The sequence below is a fragment of the Vibrio sp. Vb1574 genome, from assembly GCF_033338675.1.
This window is the reverse complement of sequence record NZ_JAWOTC010000002.1, coordinates 245,772-269,370: the sequence shown is the minus strand read 5'-3', so window position 1 is coordinate 269,370 and position 23,599 is coordinate 245,772. Positions and strand designations below refer to the sequence as shown.

Below are 23,599 nucleotides of genomic sequence, written 5' to 3'. Positions count from 1 at the left end.
TAGTATTTCTTTAACTATTCTTCCTGGGAAAGATCATAGGTTCGGCTAATAGTTTGAGCCTGCTCAACAATTATATCGCCCTGCCAACGGCGACTATTGATACTTACCGCCAATACGTATCTATCGTTTGGGACAGCCGCTAGCTCCAATGAATTTGGATAGTTAGACTCGTAAGTCTTTTTCCACATTTGCTCGTACTGGCCATCAATGTAGTCATACAAACCGACTTCAAGTTGCGGTAATGGACAATGGGGATTACGAAGTGCGCTCTTTTCTACTTTCCAATTCTCTTTAGATGTCCAACGAACATATTGAGAAGAGTTTGAATCTCCAAGTATTACCCAAGTTCGATACTCTTGTTTATCAGTAGAAACAACGGTTAAGTGATATAAACCAGCTTCAAGTTTACCTGTTAAGTTATAGCGTTTCGAGTAGCTACGCTCGTTGGCAAGTTCTGTCCCGCTCGGCTGTTGTTCATAGCTGAATGAACTGTCCGCGGATATAGAATCATCCACCCATCGATTAAATGAAATATTTTCGATGTCAGTTGTAGCTCTTAGCTTGATTACCAATCTAAATGTATCTCGCCCAGGGCTTTGAATAGTCTGACGAATAACGTTCACACCACTTATCCAATCAGGCAGCGTTACACCAGTGAGAGCCTTGCCACAGTTTTTAGATAATGACTGACCAAGAAGATCATTAAGGTGAGGAGTCAAATCTTTACTTGGTTCCGTTTGCCAGAGTTCAACAAGAGAGTTGAACATACCCGCAAGATCATCTTCAAGTAAGTGTTGATGTGCCTGTGTTAAAGGCGTGTTAGTTTGAAACCAGTCCATTGCATGGACTGGTTTCACTAACGCTAATGAGAGAACTACAGGGAGTAGTATTTTCATTACGACTTATGCTTTCATCTTGTAGCCAACACCACGAAGTGTTTCAATTTCCAGTCCTGGCAGTTTTTGACGAAGCTGTAGTACATGTGTATCAACCGTACGTGTTGTCGGGAAGTGATTGTAACCCCAAACGTGGTCAAGTAGCTCATCACGAGTAAACACGCGACCTAAGTTTGACGCCAAAAAAAGCAGCAAATCAAACTCTGTTCGAGTAAGCGTAATTAGCTCGTCTTTATAAGTCACTTCACGAGTCGAGCGGTCAATCTCTAAGTCTTTTGTAATCACTTTATCAGCGTTGCTTTGTTCTGCTGAATCCGGTGCTCGTAGCTGTGCACGGATTCTCGCAAAAAGCTCCGCCTCAGCAAAAGGCTTTGTTAAGTAGTCGTTCGCGCCGGAATCAAGGCCTGCAACTTTATCTTTTACGGTAACAAGTGCCGTTAACAAGATAACTGGTACGTCTTTAATCTGTTTCCATTCTGGGAGACATTGTACAGAGTCACCATCTGGGAGTTGGCGATCGAGAATTACCAAGTCAGCTTTTTTCCATTGTGGCTCTACGTCTGCAATACGCTCCACATGTAAACACTCATATCCTGCTTGTTCCAGGCTTACTAACAGGCCGTCAGCCAAGTTTTTATCGTCCTCAACGAGAAGCAGTGTCTGTTTCACAAGGTATCTCCAATATAAAAGTTGTAGGTGGTCCCATTAAGGACATTTTTCCGCCCATGCGGCCTACCATAGATTCAACGATTGTTAATCCAAGTCCTAACCCGCTCTTACTTACGAACGGTTTCTTCAAATTTGCCCAATCTTTAGCCGTTAGGCCTCCTGCATCTCGGACTTGGAATACTATTTTTTCTTCACTAGTTGAGACATCCAATTCAACCGGTGCGACACCGTACTTAAGCGCATTACGAAGCAAGTTATCGATACAAGTTCCTAACCAGTACACATTAACTTTAGCAGCCACATCTTCATTGATGTTAAAAAGCACGGCACTATCAAATTCTTCTTCGATCTTAAATTCTAACCAATCTGCAACGGATGGTACCCAGTCTGTTGCAAGCATTTGGTTATCAGATTGCAAATAATCTTTACTTGCTTCTGCCAATTGACGCAGGCGGCGCGTATCTTCACACAATCTGCGGAATTCGTCATACACACTTTCAGGCAAATGCTCGAACTCTCGACGAAAGCCTTCAACCGTTAGTGACAGAGATGCAATCGGTGTTCTGAGCTCATGCGTTAAAATTTGCAACACGAGCATTCTACTACGTAGTTCTTCTCGCTTGCTATTCCAACGGTACACCGCCCAACCAATCACCAAAAGAATATTGGCGATTACCAGTATGATCATACTGATCCGCAAAACTTGCGAGTGATCTTCTACATCCCAACAAATATTGCCTCGTTTAACAAAGCAACTTTTGCTTTGAGAGGCTAGAGCGTATGACAGACCCGCATTCGCTACGTTCTCTTGCCAGATATCTTTCTCGAAAACAAAGTAACGGTCACCACGTCTTAGCCAAAGTTCGTTACCTTCAATAAACATGCTCGCGCCTGCAATCAAAGCATTAATGGCGTCGTCATCCATGTTTTTCAAGCTTTCTAGCAACTCATCCCCTTCCTCGTTATCACGCTCTTTTATATGCATGTACTGAGATAGTTTGGGTTTGAGTTCTGGATACTTATCCACATAACGTGCCGCGTACGTCCCACCACCAGGGTGAATGAGACCACTACGCGAGAACCAACGAGGTGTCAGCTGCGTCCCTTTACAAATCGCTCTTGTAAATACTAAAGGCTCAGTAATTAAAGGACTTAATGGTAATTTGCCACGACAAGTATTCGCCAAGCTGTAAAGCTGTTGGATATCTTTTAACGGATAGTCAGACGTTTGCGGCAGAAGCGAATCTGGCGCAAGTAACTTGGTAGGATAATTTGATTGCAGAATACGAATATCGTACGACTTAAGAGCTACTTCATAGTTAAATAGCTCTGTAAACGTATCTATTCTTTCTGGTAGTGAATCGGAAAATGCAGGTGCCGAAAAAAGCGGCAATACAGTTGCAAAACCGAGCAAAAACTTTTTAATCAAACTGTTACCGTCACTTGTTACATTAGCCAAAACTATACATCAATCTACAAGCAATTGACATCTGCTAACAGAAGGATTTGCATTACTATAACATTGAAACGGAACAAAAAAGGGCCAGCGATTGCTGACCCTGTATAGTTTTAAATCAAGAATGGTTAAAGTGCTTTAAAAATAGACTCAACACTTTCTTTCGCATCACCAAATAGCATTGATGTATTTTCTTTGAAGAACAGTGGGTTCTGTACTCCTGCGTAACCAGTATTCATTGAGCGCTTGAATACCACTACGTTTTTCGCGTTCCATACCTCCAATACGGGCATACCAGCGATTGGGCTGTTCGGATCTTCCAGTGCGGCTGGGTTGACCGTATCGTTAGCACCGATAACCAATACGGTATCGGTTTCTGCAAAGTCATCATTGATTTCATCCATTTCAAGAACGATATCATACGGTACTTTTGCTTCAGCGAGTAACACATTCATATGCCCCGGTAGACGACCCGCTACTGGGTGAATCCCAAAGCGAACTTCAATACCTTGTGAACGAAGTACATCAGTAATTTCATGAACAGGGTATTGTGCCTGAGCTACTGCCATGCCATATCCTGGAGTGATGATTACTGATTTTGAGTTCTTCAACATCTCTGCAACTTCTTCAGCCGTTGTTTCACGATATTCGCCCTGCTCTTCGTCACCTGAAATCACTATCTCTTGACCAAAACCACCGGCAATAACACTGATAAACGAACGGTTCATTGCTTTACACATGATGTAAGAAAGAATCGCACCTGATGAACCTACCAAAGCACCTGTTACTATCAATAGATCATTTGCGAGCATGAAACCTGCTGCCGCTGCTGCCCAACCTGAGTATGAGTTCAACATAGAGACAACAACTGGCATATCAGCACCACCGATTGAAGCGACTAAATGGTAGCCGAATGCGAACGCGATCAAAGTCATCACAATAAGAGCGAACATGCTGCCATCTGCTTTTACGAAGTAGATCATAAGAAGCGTAGAAATAACAACCGCTGCGAGGTTCATTTTGTGCTTATGAGGCAGGTTAAGTGGCGACGAAGAAATCACACCACGCAGCTTACCAAATGCGACAATTGAACCGGTGAAAGTTACGGCACCGATGAACACACCCAAGAATACTTCTACAAGGTGGATAACATGCTCAGCATGTGTTGCTGCTTCTGGCGCATCTAGGTAACTGTTGTAGCCAACTAAAACCGCAGCTAAACCTACAAAGCTGTGTAGAATCGCAACCAGTTCTGGCATCTCGGTCATTTCTACTTTCTTCGCATAGAAAATACCGATCGCACCACCTATCGCCATCGCGATAATGATCCAACCAAAACCTTGCGCATCTGGGCTAAAGATCGTCGCTATCAGCGCGATCGTCATACCAGCGATACCGTAGTAGTTACCATTACGAGCAGACTCTTGCTTTGAAAGTCCCGCCAAACTCATGATGAAAAATAATGCAGCAACAATGTAAGCTGCTTGTACTAATCCTGCAGACATTGTGACTCCTATTTATCTTTGCGGAACATTTCAAGCATACGCTTGGTGACGGTGAAACCACCGAAGATATTGATACTCGCGATCAATACGGCAATAAAAGATAGGAATGAAACGACGCCATTACCTTGTCCAATTTGCAGTAATGCACCAACGACAATAATGCCAGAGATAGCATTCGTTACTGACATTAGTGGAGTATGAAGTGCATGGGTAACATTCCATACTACGTAGTATCCGACAACACACGCTAGAACAAATACAGTAAAGTGAGAAAGAAACGCTGCCGGAGCAACCGATGCTACCCATGCAAAGGCTCCAACAGCCGCTGCCACACCAATAATTTTCTTCGTTGGAGACGTAGGTTCTTCTACTTTAGGCTCTGGCTTCACAGGCTGTTCTTGTTTCACTTGCGGCTGAGCTGAAACCTGAATTGGTGGCGCTGGCCAAGTAACTTCACCTTCTTTCACCACGGTAACGCCACGGATAACAACATCTTCAAAATCAATATTGATGTTGCCATCTTTCTCTTTACACAGCAGTTTTAGAAGGTTAACAAGGTTTGTCGCGTAAAGCTGAGAAGATTGTGTTGGCAAACGACCAACCATGTCAGTGTAACCAACAATTTTTACGCCGTTATCCGTCATGATAACTTGGTCTTTCACTGTATATTCACAGTTACCGCCATTAGCAGCTGCCAAGTCGACAATTACACTGCCCGCTTTCATGCTGTCGACCATTTCTTTGGTGATCAACTTCGGCGCAGGTTTACCAGGGATGAGCGCGGTCGTAATAATGATATCAACATCTTTAGCTTGCTCTGCGTATAACTCTGCCGCTTTTTTGTTGAAGTCATCAGACATTTCTTTTGCGTAGCCATCCCCAGAGCCTGACTCTTCTTGAAAGTCAACGGTCAGGAACTCAGCGCCCATCGATTCAACTTGCTCTTTTACTTCTGGGCGAACGTCAAACGCACGGACAATAGCACCTAAGCTACCTGCAGCACCGATAGCCGCCAAGCCAGCGACGCCAGCACCCGCAACCAATACTTTCGCTGGAGGTACTTTACCGGCAGCCGTAATTTGACCTGTAAAGAAACGACCAAACTCATGAGCTGCCTCAACCACTGCACGATAACCAGCGATATTAGCCATCGAAGATAGCGCGTCTAAGGCTTGTGCACGTGAGATACGAGGAACGGAATCCATGGCAAGAACGTTAATGTTCTTACTTGAAAGTTGTTCCATCAACTCAGCATTTTGAGCCGGCCAAATAAAGCTAACCAGTGTTGTTCCATCTTGCAGTAACGCAATTTCGTCAATGCCTTGCTCATCATCCACAATTGGCGCATTAACTTTTAAAATAAGGCCAGATGCCCAAACTTCTTCACTAGAAACGATTTTCGCACCAGCTGCTTCATAAGCGGCATCATCGAAACTCGCTAGCACCCCCGCTTGGGATTCAATCGCGACATCGAATCCCAATTTTATTAACTGCTCAACCGACTTCGGCGATGCAGCCACTCGCGATTCACCCGCGAGTATCTCTTTAGGTACACCGATTTGCAAAACGCATACTCCTTGTATACATATCAATAAATTAGTCCCAAAACAGAGCGTCGCTCTACTCTAATTCTTTTTTATTTCTATCTGTTTACCACGCAAGACAATTGCAAACGAAAGATGATGTTTGGGGACACCCATTTGCACAATAACACCTTGACTAACAGCCCTGTTATTATTCTGTTTGTATCGAACGCGTCTCATTACTTCAAGTGTTTTGTAATTTAAATACTAAATTTCATTACATATAACGCTAAGTAATGAATGATTGTCGCTCTGTGCACGAAAAATAACAACGCAACACCGTACTAGACTGAGGTCTAACCAGGTAACGATTAAATACTGACTTAACAGAGATTTAAGCGTTAAAAAGAAAGAGCCACTAGCATATACACTAATGGCTCTTTTTAAGATGACTGGAATCAAATTGCAGTAAATTGCTAGTCGAAGATTTTATCGCCCATTTGATCAATAAACATTTGAGATTTCTTCAACATAAGGTCATTGGCATCTTGCTCTGAGCCAAGCAAATCGGAGCGAATAAACCGATGTGTTTTCACTTCATCATTGTCATGCTTTTCTATTCGACCAGCGATGCGATATTGTCCGCCCTCTGAAAGGCTCTCTGGGTAAATAAGGAAACCTTTATATTCAACTGGTTCGATATTTTTGGCTTCAACCGTTTTCTCACTACCACCAAACAAACGCGAAAAAAATCCCACGATTCCTCCTTGGGTCAGCTCACTAGTCAACTGAGCGACTCTTACTTAATATTAACGTTAAGGATCGGTTTTTCATACCAATCCAACTCTTTGTCATCATCATAACTAGTATGGGAAAAAATTACAGGCACATCATACTCTCGGTTCTTACGCCTGTCTTCTTTCACCATTTCTGCGGCGTTTTTCACCGCTATATCCGCGCTTTGCTTAAACTGGCTTAATTTTTGTTCAGGAAGTGAAGACAAAAAATCAATATCATGACGGATATAGACAGGCTTGAGCTGGATAAGCGCAAGGCAAGCAATATCGGCTAACTGTTCGTTGTCATACTGTTCTAAAAATTCGGGCAAACTGAGAACCTGGCCTACTAAGGTTTCCATGTAGTTGTGCACATCTGAGCTTATCTGCATCTGTAAATCTCCTTTTTCCTATGAAATGAGTATAGCAACGACTTGTTTATAACAACTTATTGATTGCTCTTAATTTAATCAATCTCTCTCTTTTTGCCGTAATGTCTTCCAAAATACTTGGGAAAAGGAACAAATAGACGTATTCTTGCTAGTTCTCAAAGTTCGAAATTCAATAACGGATAAATATCCATATTGATAAAACGATTTACCTAACCAATTATATAGTCAACTATTTTCAGGCAGTTTGTAATAGATGTCCTCATCGTCAATGACTTCATCAGGCTTCAGATTCTTATTCCCTTTTTTGCTACTGGGCATAGTGAGTTCGGGCATGGACAGCATTATTCAGATGACTCAGGCAAACTGGGGCATTGCCGCAAACTTGCCGTACATACTATTAGGTTGTGCGCTACTCCTTTGTTATTCATTTAAGCAAGGCAGAGAGTCCATGGTGTGCTTGGCAGTGTTGCTAGCCTATTTCGTGATACAGCACCGCCTACAAGTCCCGCTTCAAAGTGGTACCGCTTTACTTGAGCTAACCATTTTAGCCACGTTACTTCCTGTCTCGTTTCTTACGGTATTTTTGTTTAGTAAAGAAGGTTTTGACTCTAGAGCCATGTTGACTTACATCTTGATGTTAGCAATGTTCGTTCTTTGGTCTTATCTAACGCTAGCATATTACGTTGAAGGAGGGTTTGAACAATGGACAAGCGGTATTTTATTTATTGTACCTACGGTCTCTAAACTGCCTTTAATTCTTGTTTTATATTGCGTGGGTATTGTCTGTTTTCTTGGAATCCTTGTTTTAAAGAAGAATGAAATTATCCATGCGATGACCTACTCTGCCATGGTATTGGCGTCTGCGACGTTCATTTTCTTTGATGTGCAGTACATATCAAGCACCATGTTTACGCTAACAGGGCTGCTTATCATTATTTATGCCGCTTCCGCTAGCCATCAACTGGCTTTCACCGATAGCCTAACGCTGATTCCGAGCAGACGTGCACTTGATCTCGATCTAAAACACATGGGTAAGAAGTTCACGATCGCAATGCTTGATGTTGACCATTTTAAAAAGTTTAACGACACCTACGGTCACGATACTGGTGATGACGTTCTAAAAATGGTCGCTTCGCGCCTCACTAAAACCCCAGGCGGCGCAAAAGTTTATCGATTTGGCGGAGAAGAATTTACCATCGTTTTTAAAGGCAAATACGCTGACGAATGTAAGAACTTTTTGGAAGAAGCTCGCAAATCGATTGCAGAATACGAGATGATATTACGCGATGAAGAATCTCGCCCTGAGAACCATAAACAAGGACAAAAACGTCGTGGTAGCAACAGTTCGAAAAGAAAGTCGGTTTTTGTTACCGCAAGTTTCGGAGTTGCTGATAGCCGGAATGGGCAAGCTCCTCTGGACGTCATTAAATCAGCGGACGAAGCACTTTACAAAGCGAAAAAGGCCGGACGTAACTGCATAAAGCTTCGTTAGACCCTCACCAATCGTGAAAGTTAACAAGCTTGTCTGGGTTTACAACAAAACCGAACTTCCCCATCAGCATAATAACTGCACTCATCGTTGCCACTATCCCGATGTTATCTATCTAATCAAAGGTATAAGGTATACGCCCGATTGCGACATTCCGTTCGCACTGTTTGCCTATCTTACTTTGAGTGAGCTTTAAAATTAACCACCAAAAAGTGACAACGCAACAAAAAGAGCGGCATTCATAAGGTTTTGTTTTTAAAAAGAATTAACTATAGTATGTGTGTTTCTTCCCAAAGACTTCGAGGTATATAGCGCTTTATCAACGGTTGCATACAAGTCTGATTGCACTTCTTTCCCTGTCGGTTGAAAAACAAAAACACCCTGTGACACCGTCACTCTATTTGACACACTAGAATACTCATGTGGGTAATCGAGAAAATACATAGCCTCTTGTATACGCTCGGCTTCTCTTTCTGCTGTTTGAGTGTCGGTACACCCTAGCAACACGACAAACTCTTCTCCACCATATCGACCTACATATTCCCCAGAGCGACAAAACGTCGCCTTTAGTTGATTCGCAATCGCTTGCAAGCAACGATCGCCTTCAATATGACCGTAATTATCATTAAACGGTTTAAAAAAATCGACGTCCAATAGAATCAAAGCCATTGGCATGTTGTGACGGCCATGCCATGCAACCATCGATTCCAACTTATGGTCGATATAACGGCGGTTATAGAGTTTGGTTAGGCCATCTTCATTCGCTTGTTGAGTCAAAAGTTGATTAACTTGCTCTAATTGAGCTGTCGCTTGTTTAAGCTCTCGTCTCATATGAGCAATACGCTGCATTGCGATAAGTTTAGAGTTCAGTACCAGTTTATCTACCGGCTTAATTAAATAATCATCACCGCCCGCATCTATGGCTTTAGCAATCATTTCTGGCTCTTCGTGACTACTCAAGAAAATAATTGGGATCCAATCCGGAAACGTTTCTCTTATATGAAGAGAGACTTCAAAACCGTTCATATCTGGCATTGATATATCGAGCAACACCAGTTCCGGATCAAAACTCTCGTAGGTATTTAACGCCTCTAGTCCACTACCTACGGCTTTTACAATATGTCCAAGTTGCTTTAGACGAATAGCCAACTGCATCCTGTCTAGCTGAACATCGTCAACCAGAAGGATTCGCATCGATGTCCCTGTCGGTTGCATAACGCGTTCCATTTTTAATTATGTCTTTATTAAACATATACCATACTCATAGAGTTGTTGCATTCGACTCATAATTAAGTGCTATATTTTTGTTTGAATATCACGGAATCCATTGCATAAAGCAGTTAGACTGGACGTTACCCTATCTAATCATGGCCTGTGAGCAGAAGTTCAACAAACTCATTCACTTTGGTCATCTTGTGGATTAATGGGTATAGCTATTTGATGCATTTGGTATTAATATTCCCGCCTTTTTGTAATGAGAGACACACCATGTCAGAAGCAACTAACAGCGAAAGCAAAAAAATCGATCTAGCCAGCATTTCTCCAGAGCTACGTAAAGTTATCGAATTTGACGAAGTTCCAGAGCAAATGTTCGAAATGGTTACCTCTATCCATGAAGTGTCTGAAGAAGCGGTACGTGAATCATGGGACGAAATGCCAGCAAGTGCACAGAACATTCTAGACAACTTTGAACAGTTTCATGCTCTAGTTTCTGTAGGCCAAGCATTCGCTGGTATTAATGTGATGGAAGAGTTTCCGACTCTTAATCTGCCAGAAAACATGACAGATGAAGATAAAGAAGAATACCGTGCTCAACTACTTGATAATGTGCTTCACAACTGTGTGAAAGACATGGTTAAGCAACTTAAGAAAGCACGTCGTGACCCACTTCTTAAGCGTGAATTCAAAGAAGTATTCGCGAAGTAATTCCGACATTCTTCTAGTAACAAAGGCCGCACTTTGCGGCCTTTTTTGATCATGAAGCGTAAATCAGTCTAAACGGTTAATGAGGCGCTAGTGCCATATCTTTTTGTGTCACACTGACACCTTTAATTTGTGCAAAAACACGGCTACCAACTTTTAGGTTGAGATCATCAAGGGCCCACGGTGTGATCGTTGCCCACAAATAACATTTCTCGTCTAGCTTGAGTGATACATTAATACTCTGCTTGTCATCGGCTGCGTTAAACGCCTCGATGGAATCGACAATAGCAGGCAAAATATTTCGAATCGACGTCGCCTTGGGTTGCTCGAGCGTGATAGAAACGTCGTTGGCACGCACTTGCAAGCGTATTGGCGTGTCTGGTGTTCCGTCGATCTTTTGCACCCACAGGAATACATTAGGTGCAAGGCTGATACAAGTCAGTGCATAACGTGCATGATGTTCAGCAATCCGGCCTTCAAATAAGCTGCTTTGATCTGAGAAAGATTGCCATGGACGCATAGCATGAGAAGCCCACACTTCCTCAAGCTTACCTGAACTCGAAATTTTACCTTGGTCAATAATTGCAAGGTGCTGAGCAAGCCTTAAAATTTCCTGGAGACTGTGTGTGACATAGATAATAGGGATATTTACCTTCTCCGACAACTCCTCAAGAAAAGGCATTACCTCACGCTTTCTTGGCATATCGAGTGAGGCAAGTGGCTCATCCATCAAAAGCAAATTGGGTTTAGATAGCAATGCGCGCGCAATCGCAACACGTTGCTTTTCACCACCAGAAAGTGATACCGGAAAGCGCTTTAGTAACGGTTTGATAGACAAGAGTTCGGTGACTGCATCAAAATACTCGTCATCTTTTTCTTTAACGCCATATAACAAATTGCCTTGAACCGAATAGTGAGGAAACAGACGTGAATCCTGAAACACATAACCAATACCACGCTTGTGCGTTGGTAGGTTGATTCCCTGTTCACTGTCAAACAAAACATGCTCACCAACCGCAACATACCCTTGCCTTGGAGTGACCAATCCGCTGATGATGTTAATCAACGTCGTTTTACCTGCACCAGATCGTCCAAACAAGGCACTAATTCCGTTACAGGGTAACTTAAGTTTGATGTCGAAGTCAGTCTCACCAAGCATTTGTTTAAATTGGACTTTAATCGTCATTGCTTCGCACCCAATCTGCTTGCCGCTTTACGATTTAGCCATTCAGAGATCATTAATGTAGACAAGGCTAACGCGATAGAAATGATACACAGACGAGCCGCCTGCATTTCTGCACCTGGCGTTTCAATAAAGTTGTACATTGCCAGCGGAATCGTTTGGGTCTCACCCGGAATGTTAGAGACGAAACTGATCGTCGCCCCGAATTCGCCAAGACTACGAGCAAATGACAGCATCGTGCCCGTAATAATTCCGGGAATGGTCAGTGGTAACGTGACGGTGAGAAACACTTTTAAAGGAGAAGCGCCTAACGTAGAGGCTGCGTGCTCCAATTTAGGGTCGACGCTATCTAAGCTTAAGCGTACTGAACGAACCATCAAAGGCAAAGCCACGACAATACAAGCGACTACTGCCCCTTTCCAATTAAAGCTAAATACTACCCCTAAGTTTTCATGGAGCCACTTTCCAAGGAACCCTTGTCGTCCTAAAGAAATCAACAATAAATAGCCGATTACCACTGGCGGCAATACCAGTGGTAAATGAATTAAGCTATCGAGAATCGATTTACCAAAGAACGTTTTTCGAGAAAGTAGCCAAGCAAGAAAAACGCCGAGAGGAATCAGCCAAAGTACTGCGTACGCGCCTACTTTGAGGCTTAACATTAAGGCTTGGTATTCCAGTTCTGTCACGCTTCGTTCCTATAATTGAAGGCCGGTTTATTGCTGAAAGCCATATTGAGCAAAAACGCGTGCGGCTTCGTCCGATTTTAGGTACTGGAAGAACTGCTCCGACTCAGTAGAATCATTCACAATTGCAGCCGGGTAAACAATAGCCGCATGCGTATCACTCGCAAATTCGCCGAGAATTTTGACTTTATCAGTTAACTGAGCATCGGTTTTGTAGACCACACCTAAAGGCGCTTCTCCACGTTCAACCAACGCCAAAGCTAAGCGCACATTCTTTGCTGGTGCGACGTGAGTTTGAACCGCTTTCCATACACCCAGTGTAGTCAATGACTCTTTCGCGTACATACCAGCAGGTACTGACGTCGGATTGCCTAAAGCAAGACGATTTCCATGCAATGCCTTCTCCCATGCCTTTGTATCAGAAAAGTTAAATGAGGTTAATTCTGAAGACTGGGGAGCAATCAACACTAAGCTATTGCGCACTAGATTTGTGACATTGTCACGATAAATGACGTCTTTATCGACCAAATAATCCATCCATTTCGTGTTCGCAGAAATGAATACATCCGCTGGTGCGCCATTGATAATTTGTCGAGCGATAGAAGAAGAACCACCATAAACGGGAGTGATAGAAACGTCATACTTTTCTTCAAAGTTTTGCGCGATCTCGTTAATCGCATTCGTCATAGAAGAGGCTGCATACACTTTTAGGTTCGTTGCTGCGTTTGCTGAAAATGAAATGCTTAATACTGCCGCAAGGCAAGCATGCTGTTTCCATGCTTTCATAGAGATACTCCAATACAAGGCAAGCGAAAGAACAGGTTATTTGAATATAAAGTTCAATCAGTTAATGTGCTATTTAAACAAAAAATCAAGGCGCATATGTTGTTCTATCGCATCTGCGATGCGATTAATGCCTTGCTCCTTTAACTCTTCAAAGTCTTGTTGTTTGATTTGGGTGCCGTTTACCCATTCTGATACCAGGCTTAAGACATCTGCCTCGTCAAAGAACCCGTGAAGGTAGGTTCCCATGATTTGGCCACACTCGCTGATCGCCCCTTCCGCTTCACCGGAACTGAATGTAAGAGGTTGCAGGCCCCGTACTTCACTTCGCCCTACATGGATTTCATAACCCTTTACATTGGCTGTTTTGCCGTTAAGAGAAAGCTGTGCTTGTGTGTTTGTAAGCTGTTTGCTGTTAGTTAGCGTCGTAGTGATATCAAGCAAGCCAAGTCCTTCGCTTTGACCTGGTTGGCCTTCGACGCCGTTTGGATCATCAATCAAGTTTCCAAGCATCTGGTAGCCGCCACAGATACCAATCACTTTTCCACCAAGACGAATATGACGCAAGATATCTTTATCCCACCCTTGGCTTCTTAGATACTCTAAGTCGTCTCTCACTGATTTGGTCCCAGGCAAAATAACAAGGTCGGCTTTATCTATTTTTTCGCCTTTACCTACATAACGTAGATTGATATCTGGATTCAATCGCAGCACATCAAAATCAGTATGATTACTAATCCGGGTTAAAACAGGCACAACAACATTCAGTTTTACCTCAGAGTGCAACTCTTGCTGCGCAGTGATCGCGTCTTCTGCTTCTAAATTCAAACCATGAAGAAAAGGAAGTACACCAAGTACAGGTTTACCTGTTTTTTCTTCTAGCCAATCGAGGCCCGATTGCAATAAACGAATATCACCTCGAAAACGGTTGATAACAAATCCTTTTACTCGCGCTTGTTCAGATTCAGAAAGTAACGCAAGTGTTCCGTACAAATGTGCAAACACTCCACCACGATCAATATCAGCAACAATGATCACTGGTACATCAGCGGCCTCAGCAAAACCCATGTTTGCAATATCGCCTTCTCGTAAATTGATTTCAGCAGGACTCCCCGCGCCCTCGATAATGATCGAATCAAATTCTTGAGTCAGACGAGAGAAGGAATCTAACACCGTGTCCATCGCCACTTTCTTGTAATCATGAAAGCCAGCCGCATCCATATTGGAAATCGCCTTACCCTGCAAAATGATCTGAGCACCTGTATCACTGTTAGGTTTAATTAAAACCGGATTCATATGTACGGTTGGCTCAATATTACACGCCTGTGCCTGAACGGCCTGTGCTCGACCTATTTCACCGCCATCTTTGGTTACCGCACTATTTAGTGCCATGTTTTGTGGCTTAAATGGGGCAACATTTATCCCTTTTCGTGCTAATACACGGCATAAACCTGCCACAAGGACACTTTTCCCGGCATCCGAAGTGGTGCCTTGAACCATTAAAGATGGGATCGCTGATTTCATGAACATTTGTAAGGAATAGAGGAAGATGAACAATCATAACGTCATCGTCCCCACTTACTCAAGCAAATGAATAGAATATGAATGTTGAAATCATCATTGGTTCAAACAAGCCCTGCTTTAATGACCCCATCAAAATAAACCGATGAGGATGTAACATGAAAAAGAATACAATTATCGCAACAATCGCCGCCTTAGCTATTGCTCCTTCTATCGCGTTCGCGAAAGATAACGCTCAAAACCAATCAAACTTGCAGTTTAACGGTCCTGTCACTGTGGAAAAATTGGATGCCTTGCTAAACGACTCCAATATGTTTACTGAAAAAGATGTGGTCGTTGAAGGTAACTTATTGCGTCAAGTTCGCGCGGATAAGTTTGTCTTTAGCGATGGTTCCGGTGAAGTGATGGTCGAACTCGATGACGATATTCAGCTAAATACTCCGATTGATCACACGACTAAAGTCCGTCTGTTTGGCGAATTTGAAGGCGGAAATAAGCCAGAGATTGAAGTCGAACAACTCGTGGTCATGTAAAACAAAACCCCGATTGCTGTGCATATCAACATGATGTAGTGACGATTACAGCTAAATAGTGACGGCAAGCACTTAAAATGATAGCTTTATCAATCTTGGTCTGCTTTTTGCAGACCATTTTTTTGTTCATTTTAATCATCTTGCCCGGAGACACCATGCTAGGTAAAGCTCTAAAGGTTGCAGCCTTTGGTTTGTGTGCTATTTTGCCACTTTCCGCACATGCAAATAATTTCAACTACAACACGATGGAATTTCGCATGGGTACTAGCCCTGGTACATTTGGTGGCGAGTTCAATACCTACTTTACAGAGAATACCCATTTCATTGCTCGCGCAGACAGTGAGTTTAGCGGAGACTGGGACATTGCTGGTGGTATAGGCTTTAATGGGCCAGCAGGCCAATTTGCAGATATTTATGGCCAAATGTTGGTACACAACATTAAGGAGAACGGCAGTGATAAAGTGGGCGACGAGTGGCGCACGGAAGTGAATATTGGCACTCGTATTTGGTTTATGCAAAATGTTGAGCTACATGGCCGTATCGGCCAAATCATAGATAATGACGATTCGAACACCATTTACAATCTGGGCGCACGATTCCACTCAACTCAGCAACTATCGCTTGGTGCAGATTTCAAAAATAATGGTGTCTATGGCCAGCAAATTGTAATGTCTGCTCGTTTTGCATTTTAGTGGACATGACTACTAGGGCATCACAAGCAAGCATATGATTCAATAAAAATAGCCTCCGATTTTGGAGGCCATTTTTTGTTAATCACGAATTATTAGCTTGTAGCAGAAACCAGCTTTAATACATCAGTTTTTAGCGGTTTTTTTAGGTTTATCTTGCACATATTTTTTCGATACATCTACAACGGCGATATCTCTAAAAAAGCTTCGACCAAGCAAAATTGGAAACGTCATATGTCCGCGATCCGCTAACGTAAACTCTGTCTTTTCTTTGTGATCCCCAACGGTAATGTAGGCTTTTACCACCGCTCGTTTATCCACCTCTTCTGACGAAGACTGCTTAACTTTAGCCCAGCGCTCAACGGGTACTTTAAATTCTTTGGTGTCTTTGTCACCTAAATCTATCTTAAATTTAACCCAGTCTTTACCATCACGCTCAAACGGAACAATGTCAGTCGCACTAATTGATGATGTTGTCGCACCTGTATCGACTCTAGCCTTGAAAGTCTGGTCAATTTCAGGAACATAAACCCATTCTTCAGAACCAAGAATTAACATGCCATCGGGTGTTTTTGTGACCTTGACTGGCTTCTTAGGCTTTGGTTCCGGCTTTTTCTCAGGTTTCGCTTCTGGTTTGGGCTCCACCTCTGGCTTTGGATCTACATCAGGTTTCACTTCTGGCTCGACTTTAACGGGCTCTTCGACCTTTGGCGACTCTGGCTCAACAGGTTCCTGCGTCGTTTGAGTTGACGTACAAGCAATTAAACTGCCGCTCATCATAAGCGGCAGAATCAGTTTCCAGTTTTTCATCCACACTCCAATTAAGCTTGAGATACTTTCTTAATTGCGTCCGCTACGTATGGAATATGAGTTTCGGTAAGTCCGGCAATGTTAATTCGACCATCGCCAACACCATAAATGCCATAATCTTCACGCAGTTGCGCCATTTGGTTTCCACTAAAGCCTAGCACAGTAAACATGCCTTTGTGACCCTCAATGAAATCAAATTGATCTGTATTATGGTTGTTTCTCAACTCGTTACACAAACTTTGACGAAGGCTAACCAAACGATGTTGCATTTCACTCAATTCTTGCTTCCAAACGGAAGTGAGATTGTCATCTTGCAGAATGGTCTTAACTAAAGCTGCACCATGGTCGGGTGGCATCGTGTAAGTCGAGCGAGCTAGAGTGAGGAGTTTACCTTTTGCATTGGTTACATCATGCATGTTCTTACCAACCACAATCGCTGCACCAGTTCGTTCACGGTACAGACCAAAGTTCTTCGAACATGAAGTAGTAATCAACATCTCTTCAACGTTATCTGCCATAAAACGAAGACCTTTTGCGTCTTCTTCTAGGCCATCACCGAAGCCTTGGTAGGCAATGTCCACAAATGGGATGAAACCGTTCTTCTGCGACAATTCTGTAATGGCTTGCCAAGCAGAGAAGTCAATATCCGCACCAGTTGGATTGTGGCAACAACCATGAAGAAGTACCACATCTGAAGGCCCAGCTTTCGCAAGATCATCCATCATTTTTGCGGTGTCTACTTGTTTCGTTTCCGAAGAGAAATAGTGGTAGAACTTAACTTTAAGGCCTGCTGCTTCCATTACTGGCTTGTGGTTTACGTAGCTTGGGTTGGAAATCCAAACCGTCGTATCTGGCTGTGCGATCTTCATCAGATCACCGAGCATACGCAGCGCACCACTTGCACCTGGCGTTTGAATTGCTGCAACACGATCCATTGCAGACGTTCCCGTCAGCAGCAAATCGATCATGCTTTTATTAAATTCTTCGCAACCCGCAAGACCAACATAAGACTTGGTTTTTTGAGTTTCAACAACGACATCCTGCGCCATTTGAATGGCTTTCATAATCGGCGTTTCGCCTGCGCTGTTTTTGTATACGCCAATGCCAAGGTCAACCTTGTTTGGACGTTCATCGTTACGGTATGCAACGGATAGAGATAAAATAGGATCTAATACGGGAGTTGGGAGATTAGAAAACATGAAAGTCATAACCCTTTGAAATTCAAGTACCGAACCTCACGTTAACACCATCGCAAAAAATGACGAAATGATTTTTCACTTATTTCATCAATTAGAGAACAAAATTCTGGCTTACGGTGAGTTTTGTGCGCTCTATCGTTCAGAAAAAGAACGATTCACTCCTTGTCGTACCAATCCACTCTACCGTTTTTTCTAAACTCTCTTGGTGTCATGGTCGACCACGCTTTAAAACGTGTACTAAAGTTAGCGCTTGTCGGATATCCGACTATTTCTCCAATATGCTGAATTGGCCATTCTGTTGAACGAAGTAACCTAGCAGCATATTCCATGCGCATACGCGTTAAATGTGCCATTGGGCTTCGACCAAACTGCTTTTGAGTCAGTCGATGCAAATGAGGCTCCGAACATGGATATAGAGCCGCCACCTGCTCAACGCTCCAATCCTTATGGAGCTGACGTTGGACAAGGTCAAATACACGCCGAAGCCTCAATTGGCTGCGTGATATCGACTCTGAGGGCGGCATGTTTAACATCAGCTCTAACTGAGCCACACTATGCTCACCTACCGCACCACCATAATCGATTGGAAGGTGAATGCTGCGTAGTAGTGTTTGGATACATGCATACATCACTTCAGGTGTAGATGAAAGCTGGTAGCGAACATCGCATTCTAATATCGGCCACTCTCTATCAGGAGCAAGAAAAAGCCACGCGATCTGCCAAGGTTCTTCTTCTATACCAAAACCGTTTTCAACACCTGCGGGTACTGTAATCAACGAGCCCGGTTCCAAATCGTATCGATAAGTCCCACTCTCTAGCCACCCTTTACCACGCACCGTATAGAGCAGCATGTGTTTCTTTTGGTTTTTACGATAAACAGAGAAGAAGTCACGACAAGTGGCAATGCCGCACTGCACAATGCCTCTCTCCTCAAGTGCTAATACTCGACTGTGATCAATAAACTCTTGATAAGTTTTTTCTGAAATCGCGTAGCGTTCTTGTTTATCTTCCATGATTTATTGGCTCACATGTGCGTTAGTAGAGAGTTTTACAAAGGTTTTGGATTCCTTTGAAAAATACACCGCCAAATCATGAGGATAAACTACTCGCATTAATCTTTAAGGAGAAATGCGATGCTCTTAACACGCGAATACATCGATAAAGTATTTTGGCAAAAACTGATTACGATTGGCCTACCTGTTTCACTTCAGTCCATGCTTTTTGCTTTGCTCGGCGTCGTGGATATTTTCATGGTAAGCCTACTCGGTGAATCTGCAACGGCAGCAGTTGGAGTTGGAAATCGTATCTTTTTCTTCAACTTAGCGGTTGTCTTTGGCCTATGCGGTGCAGTTACCGTACTTGCTTCTCAATACTACGGCTCAGGAAACCTAGCCGGAATTCGCAGAACGTTGGCGCAATCTTGGTTTATTTCCATTTTGGTGACGCTGCCGTTTATCGTTCTTTATGCGATTTTTGATGAAGAGATCGTCTCTTTTATGTCAGACGATCCTGAATACGTCACTTATGCACGTGATTATCTTGTGGTTACGGGCTTTAGCCTCATTGCTACGGCGATAGTAGTACCGATTGAAGCGGTATTGCGCTCCGTGGGCCAAACCAAACTGGCAACCAACGTTAGTATCTCCGCCATTGTCGTTAACGTCGCGCTTAATTATGTTTTGATTTTTGGTTTATTTGGTTTCCCTCAATGGGGCGTATTTGGTGCAGCCGTAGGTAGTTTTGTTTCTCGATTTTTCCAAACCGCCGTCTTGATTTATTTTTTCTACAAACGATATGCTTACCTAATTCCGACTAAGTTCGATTGGGTACAAGGCCGCTTAAAACAGTATCGAAAAAAGTACTTTAAGGTTTCTTTACCCATGTTGGTCCACGATGCGCTTTGGACTGGTGGATTGATCGTTTACAGCATCATCTATGGTCAATTGGGCGTTTCAGAACTGGCGATCATCTCATTCTTATCACCGATTGAAGGGGTACTGATTTCAACCTTTATGGGATTTGCGGTCGCTGCATCCGTTCTTCTTGGGAATGATATTGGTGCAAAACATTATGACCGAGTCGAGAAAACGGCGTGGTGGTATGTGTTAACCAGCGCAATCTTAGCCACCTTGCTGTTTTTCCTAGTGTGGTTGAGCTCGCCCATGATTCATCACCTATTGGTACTGAGCCCGTTAACCGATGCAGACATGGCACTTAACGTATGTTTAGTCATGGCGCTAGGTATGATTTTGAGGGTGTTTAACATGGTTGGGATTGGCGGCGTACTAAAGAGTGGCGCTGATATTCGCTATAGCATTTTCATCGACACGTTCGGTCAGTGGGCTATTGGCATCCCCCTGACTTATTACACAGGCATGGTGTTAGGGCTGCCTTTGCATTTTGTCTTGATGTCTCTGCTCGCAGAAGAGTTAGTGAAAGGCGTACTGACGACTTACCGTATTCAATCTAAACGTTGGATAAATAATATGGTTGAAGATGACCAATCGGTGACAGCGTAACCAAAAAGACATTAACGAACTCACACCAAAAGGGCTCACCCGTTATGCACGCGTGAGCCCTTTTTATGTGCGGAGAATGCTTGATTAGATGTCCGTAAATCGATGAATGATTTGGTTTGAACTGCCACGCCATTCGAGATTGAGGTCTTTCTTGTCTTGTTCAAACTTACCATCAATCAAAACATCGATGTATTGCACCACTTCCCTTTGCGCGTCATTCAGTTCCGTCAGCGTGTAGCCAGTCCAAACCCAAATGTCTTTACCTGGGCACTCCTCTCTCACCCTTTTCACTATCTTCAAAATATGAGGCACATTAGCAGGGTGAAGCGGATCTCCACCCGACAACGATAAGCCACGGCGTTTGATACGCGTGTCGTTTAAGTCAGCGATGATTTTGTCTTCCGCTTCTTGCGTGAAAAGTACACCAGAATCCAAACGTTGCGTCGACTGGTTATAACAGCCACGGCACTGATGCACACAACCCGACACAAACAGCGTGCAGCGCGTACCCGGTCCGTTAACAACGTCAATTGGATAGTATTGGTGGTAATTCATAATGCGTCTCTGTGTTATCGCGAAAGAGAAAATCAACCTGTTTAAAGTTGATTTTCAAAGTGTTAAAACGAGTGGTAGTAAACCTTACAGGTGTTTAACTCGGCGCTTCACTTCTTCTTGCTTACCGAAGTTAAACGGGCGTGCATCTGGGCTGCCTAGGTAGCCACAAACTCGACGTGTTACTGATACTTTGGTTGAATCATGGTTGCCACAGCTTGGGCAAGTGAAGCCTTTACTTGTACAGTCAAACTCGCCGTTGTAGCCACACTCGTAACACTCATCAATTGGCGTGTTTGTACCGTAGTAAGGCACTCGGGTGTAACTGTAATCCCATACGTTTTCTAGTGCTTCAACGTTGCGTTGCATGTTCGGGAACTCGCCGTAACAGATAAAGCCGCCGCTTGAGATTTCTGGATAAGGCATCTCAAAGTCGATCTTGTCGTATGGGTTCACCTTCTTCTCTACATCCAAGTGGAAGCTGTTGGTGTAGTAACCTTTGTCTGTTACGCCATCAATCACACCGAACTCTTTTGCATCGATGCGGCAGAAACGGCTGCATAGGTTTTCACTTGGCGTTGCATATAAGCTGAAGCCATAGCCAGTTTCGTCAGCCCATTGATTCACAGCATCTTTTAGATGCTTGATGATAGCGACCGCTTTTTCACGCAAAACAGCGTCATCATAAACGTGCGCTTCTGTACCGAATAGCGCGTTAATTGTCTCGTGTACACCGATGTAACCAAGAGAAATAGACGCACGACCGTTCTTGAAGATATCTGCGATTGAGTCGTCTGCTTTCAAGCGAACACCACATGCGCCTTCCATGTATAGGATTGGGGCCACACGTGCTTTCACGTTTTCAAGGCGAGAGATACGTGTCTCTAGTGCTTTACGAGCAAGACGTAGGCGGTCATTTAGAAGCTCGTAGAATTTCTCTTCGCTTCCGTTTGCACGGATAGCGATACGAGGAAGGTTCAAGCTCACGACGCCAAGGTTGTTACGACCTTCGTGAATCAGCTCACCGTTTTCTTCGTAAGTACCAAGGAAGCTACGGCAACCCATTGGCGTTTTGAATGAACCGGTTACTTCCACTACCTTGTCGTAGTTAAGAATGTCTGGGTACATACGCTTAGACGCACACTCAAGCGCAAGTTGCTTGATGTCGTAGTTTGGATCTTCTGATTTGTGGTTCAAACCATCTTTGATGCCGAATACAAGTTTAGGGAATACCGCTGTTTTACGGTTCTTGCCTAGACCTGCAATACGATTCTTCAGAATCGATTTCTGGATCAGGCGTGATGCCCAGCTTGTACCAAGACCAAAACCGAACGTAACGAATGGGGTTTGACCGTTCGCTGTATGCAGCGTGTTTACTTCGTATTCTAGAGATTGAAATGCGTCGTAACACTCTTTCTCAGTGCGCGCTTTTGCGAACTCTTCTGGCTCAGCAATGTTCCACTCTTTTGCAATCTCTAGGTGTTTCTCGTAGCTTGTGATTACGTACGGTTCTAGAACCTCATCAATACGGTTGATGGTTGTACCGCCGTAAATGTGGCTCGCGACTTGAGCAATGATTTGTGCTGTTACCGCTGTTGCAGTCGAAATTGATTTTGGCGTATCAATCTCAGCGTTACCCATTTTAAAACCATGCGTCAGCATGCCTTTAAGATCGATAAGCATACAGTTAAACATTGGGAAGAACGGTGCGTAGTCTAAATCGTGGTAGTGAATGTCACCCACTTCGTGCGCTTGAACCACATCGCGAGGAAGAATGTGCGTCTTCGCGTAGTGTTTCGCTACGATACCAGCCAACAAGTCACGTTGAGTCGGAATTACTTTGCCGTCTTTGTTCGCGTTCTCGTTGATTAGATCCAGATTACTTTCTTCAATCAAACCTTCGATTTCGCGAGTTAGTGCACTTTGCTTCTCACGAGCGATGTCGCGATCGTGGCGATATTCAATGTAAGAACGCGCTAGGGCTTTGTAAGGACCTTGCATGAGTTCATTTTCGACTAAGTCTTGAATCTCATGGATGTGAACTTCATCGTGTTCTCTTAACTGTAACTCGACAGCAAGAGCCACATTAAGAGCATAAATAGCGACATCTTTATCTTTGTTTTCCGCTGCTGCTTCAACTGCTGCTTGGATACGATCCCTGTTGAACGGAGCTCTTGATCCGTCGCGTTTGATTACGATTGGTTTCACCTTGTTCTCCTTACCCGAGCATACTCACAGAGTTATCCACAAACACACTATATGGGGTTATTTTTTATTCTAGCAACACAATATATTGTGGCGTATTTAACGAGAAGCACCACTCAAAAACATTGATTTTGATCAATAAAGATTGGCTAGCGAACAAGAAGAAATCGATCTTATTGGCGTTGATCTCAGTTGCGAAGAAAACCATGAAAATTGCAAAATTGGTACTAAATCTACTTGCTATTTTTGGAGGTCTTGTAGGATAAAGGATGGAAAGGAATACGCTAAAA

22 protein-coding genes are annotated in these 23,599 nt (G+C 43.4%); 5 read left to right on the top strand and 17 right to left on the bottom strand.

Annotation, left to right across the window (positions count from 1 at the left end):
- Window positions 1–14: 14 nt before the first annotated feature.
- The 7 genes from R7O12_RS02935 to R7O12_RS02905 form a co-directional block, all read right to left on the bottom strand.
- Complete coding sequence (locus R7O12_RS02935) at window positions 15–896, bottom strand: DUF2861 family protein (RefSeq protein WP_318125607.1); 882 nt, start codon at window positions 894–896, stop codon at window positions 15–17.
- A gap of 6 nt (window positions 897–902) precedes the next feature.
- Window positions 903–1,565: a response regulator transcription factor VxrB gene (vxrB, locus tag R7O12_RS02930; protein ID WP_005376251.1), complete on the bottom strand. Its 663-nt coding sequence runs from the start codon at window positions 1,563–1,565 to the stop codon at window positions 903–905.
- Complete coding sequence (gene vxrA / locus R7O12_RS02925; protein ID WP_025767766.1) at window positions 1,540–2,994, bottom strand: sensor histidine kinase VxrA; 1,455 nt, start codon at window positions 2,992–2,994, stop codon at window positions 1,540–1,542. Before vxrA ends, vxrB begins: the two co-directional genes overlap by 26 nt.
- 155 nt (window positions 2,995–3,149) lie before the next feature.
- On the bottom strand, window positions 3,150–4,526 hold the full coding sequence (pntB, locus tag R7O12_RS02920) for a Re/Si-specific NAD(P)(+) transhydrogenase subunit beta (RefSeq protein ID WP_005376248.1): 1,377 nt from the start codon (window positions 4,524–4,526) through the stop codon (window positions 3,150–3,152).
- Between the two features lie 8 nt (window positions 4,527–4,534).
- Complete coding sequence (locus R7O12_RS02915; RefSeq protein WP_053307698.1) at window positions 4,535–6,091, bottom strand: Re/Si-specific NAD(P)(+) transhydrogenase subunit alpha; 1,557 nt, start codon at window positions 6,089–6,091, stop codon at window positions 4,535–4,537.
- A 434-nt stretch (window positions 6,092–6,525) separates the two neighbouring features.
- Window positions 6,526–6,807, bottom strand: coding sequence for an HlyU family transcriptional regulator (locus tag R7O12_RS02910; protein ID WP_005376244.1), 282 nt, complete (start codon window positions 6,805–6,807; stop codon window positions 6,526–6,528).
- A gap of 41 nt (window positions 6,808–6,848) precedes the next feature.
- Window positions 6,849–7,217 (bottom strand): late competence development ComFB family protein, encoded by a 369-nt coding sequence (locus R7O12_RS02905; protein WP_005376241.1) that lies wholly within the window; start codon window positions 7,215–7,217, stop codon window positions 6,849–6,851.
- A 253-nt stretch (window positions 7,218–7,470) separates the two neighbouring features.
- Here R7O12_RS02905 and R7O12_RS02900 point away from each other — a divergent pair, with 253 nt between their 5' ends.
- Entirely contained in the window at window positions 7,471–8,709 is a 1,239-nt protein-coding gene (locus tag R7O12_RS02900; protein ID WP_318125606.1) for a GGDEF domain-containing protein, read from the top strand.
- A gap of 252 nt (window positions 8,710–8,961) precedes the next feature.
- On the opposite strand, the gene R7O12_RS02895 is transcribed toward R7O12_RS02900, so the two are convergent.
- A complete protein-coding gene (locus R7O12_RS02895) occupies window positions 8,962–9,921 on the bottom strand; it encodes a diguanylate cyclase (RefSeq protein WP_064369249.1) in 960 nt (319 codons plus the stop codon).
- Between the two features lie 273 nt (window positions 9,922–10,194).
- On the opposite strand from R7O12_RS02895, the gene R7O12_RS02890 reads away from it, so the two are divergent.
- On the top strand, window positions 10,195–10,632 hold the full coding sequence (locus R7O12_RS02890) for a DUF3069 domain-containing protein (protein WP_005376232.1): 438 nt from the start codon (window positions 10,195–10,197) through the stop codon (window positions 10,630–10,632).
- Window positions 10,633–10,708: 76 nt separating this feature from the next.
- Here R7O12_RS02890 and modC read toward each other — a convergent pair whose 3' ends face one another.
- The 4 genes from modC to R7O12_RS02870 form a co-directional block, all read right to left on the bottom strand.
- On the bottom strand, window positions 10,709–11,815 hold the full coding sequence (gene modC, locus R7O12_RS02885) for a molybdenum ABC transporter ATP-binding protein ModC (protein ID WP_085569024.1): 1,107 nt from the start codon (window positions 11,813–11,815) through the stop codon (window positions 10,709–10,711).
- Entirely contained in the window at window positions 11,812–12,501 is a 690-nt protein-coding gene (gene modB, locus R7O12_RS02880; RefSeq protein ID WP_318125605.1) for a molybdate ABC transporter permease subunit, read from the bottom strand. The genes modC and modB overlap by 4 nt, the downstream gene beginning before the upstream one ends.
- 27 nt (window positions 12,502–12,528) lie before the next feature.
- On the bottom strand, window positions 12,529–13,284 hold the full coding sequence (gene modA, locus R7O12_RS02875; RefSeq protein WP_065275320.1) for a molybdate ABC transporter substrate-binding protein: 756 nt from the start codon (window positions 13,282–13,284) through the stop codon (window positions 12,529–12,531).
- A 69-nt stretch (window positions 13,285–13,353) separates the two neighbouring features.
- The gene (locus R7O12_RS02870) at window positions 13,354–14,805 is read right to left on the bottom strand and encodes a cobyric acid synthase (protein WP_193837698.1); all 1,452 of its coding nucleotides are present in this window, start codon (window positions 14,803–14,805) and stop codon (window positions 13,354–13,356) included.
- 155 nt (window positions 14,806–14,960) lie between these two features.
- Between R7O12_RS02870 and R7O12_RS02865 the strand changes: the two genes are divergently transcribed.
- Complete coding sequence (locus R7O12_RS02865; RefSeq protein WP_005376220.1) at window positions 14,961–15,335, top strand: YgiW/YdeI family stress tolerance OB fold protein; 375 nt, start codon at window positions 14,961–14,963, stop codon at window positions 15,333–15,335.
- 155 nt (window positions 15,336–15,490) lie between these two features.
- Window positions 15,491–16,027 carry a hypothetical protein gene (locus R7O12_RS02860; RefSeq protein ID WP_017634623.1) on the top strand — a complete coding sequence of 179 codons (537 nt, stop codon included), beginning with the start codon at window positions 15,491–15,493 and terminating at the stop codon, window positions 16,025–16,027.
- A 123-nt stretch (window positions 16,028–16,150) separates the two neighbouring features.
- On the opposite strand, the gene R7O12_RS02855 is transcribed toward R7O12_RS02860, so the two are convergent.
- From R7O12_RS02855 to R7O12_RS02845, 3 genes are all read right to left on the bottom strand, one after another.
- A complete protein-coding gene (locus R7O12_RS02855) occupies window positions 16,151–16,834 on the bottom strand; it encodes an ATP-dependent zinc protease (protein WP_005388032.1) in 684 nt (227 codons plus the stop codon).
- A gap of 11 nt (window positions 16,835–16,845) precedes the next feature.
- Complete coding sequence (locus R7O12_RS02850) at window positions 16,846–18,033, bottom strand: aromatic amino acid transaminase (protein ID WP_017634625.1); 1,188 nt, start codon at window positions 18,031–18,033, stop codon at window positions 16,846–16,848.
- Between the two features lie 155 nt (window positions 18,034–18,188).
- Entirely contained in the window at window positions 18,189–19,046 is an 858-nt protein-coding gene (locus R7O12_RS02845) for an AraC family transcriptional regulator (protein ID WP_017634626.1), read from the bottom strand.
- A gap of 120 nt (window positions 19,047–19,166) precedes the next feature.
- Here R7O12_RS02845 and R7O12_RS02840 point away from each other — a divergent pair, with 120 nt between their 5' ends.
- Entirely contained in the window at window positions 19,167–20,552 is a 1,386-nt protein-coding gene (locus R7O12_RS02840; protein ID WP_017634627.1) for an MATE family efflux transporter, read from the top strand.
- A gap of 84 nt (window positions 20,553–20,636) precedes the next feature.
- On the opposite strand, the gene nrdG is transcribed toward R7O12_RS02840, so the two are convergent.
- A complete protein-coding gene (nrdG, locus tag R7O12_RS02835) occupies window positions 20,637–21,107 on the bottom strand; it encodes an anaerobic ribonucleoside-triphosphate reductase-activating protein (RefSeq protein ID WP_005376213.1) in 471 nt (156 codons plus the stop codon).
- Window positions 21,108–21,191: 84 nt separating this feature from the next.
- Window positions 21,192–23,312 (bottom strand): anaerobic ribonucleoside-triphosphate reductase, encoded by a 2,121-nt coding sequence (nrdD, locus tag R7O12_RS02830; protein WP_138940298.1) that lies wholly within the window; start codon window positions 23,310–23,312, stop codon window positions 21,192–21,194.
- Window positions 23,313–23,599 lie beyond the last annotated feature (287 nt).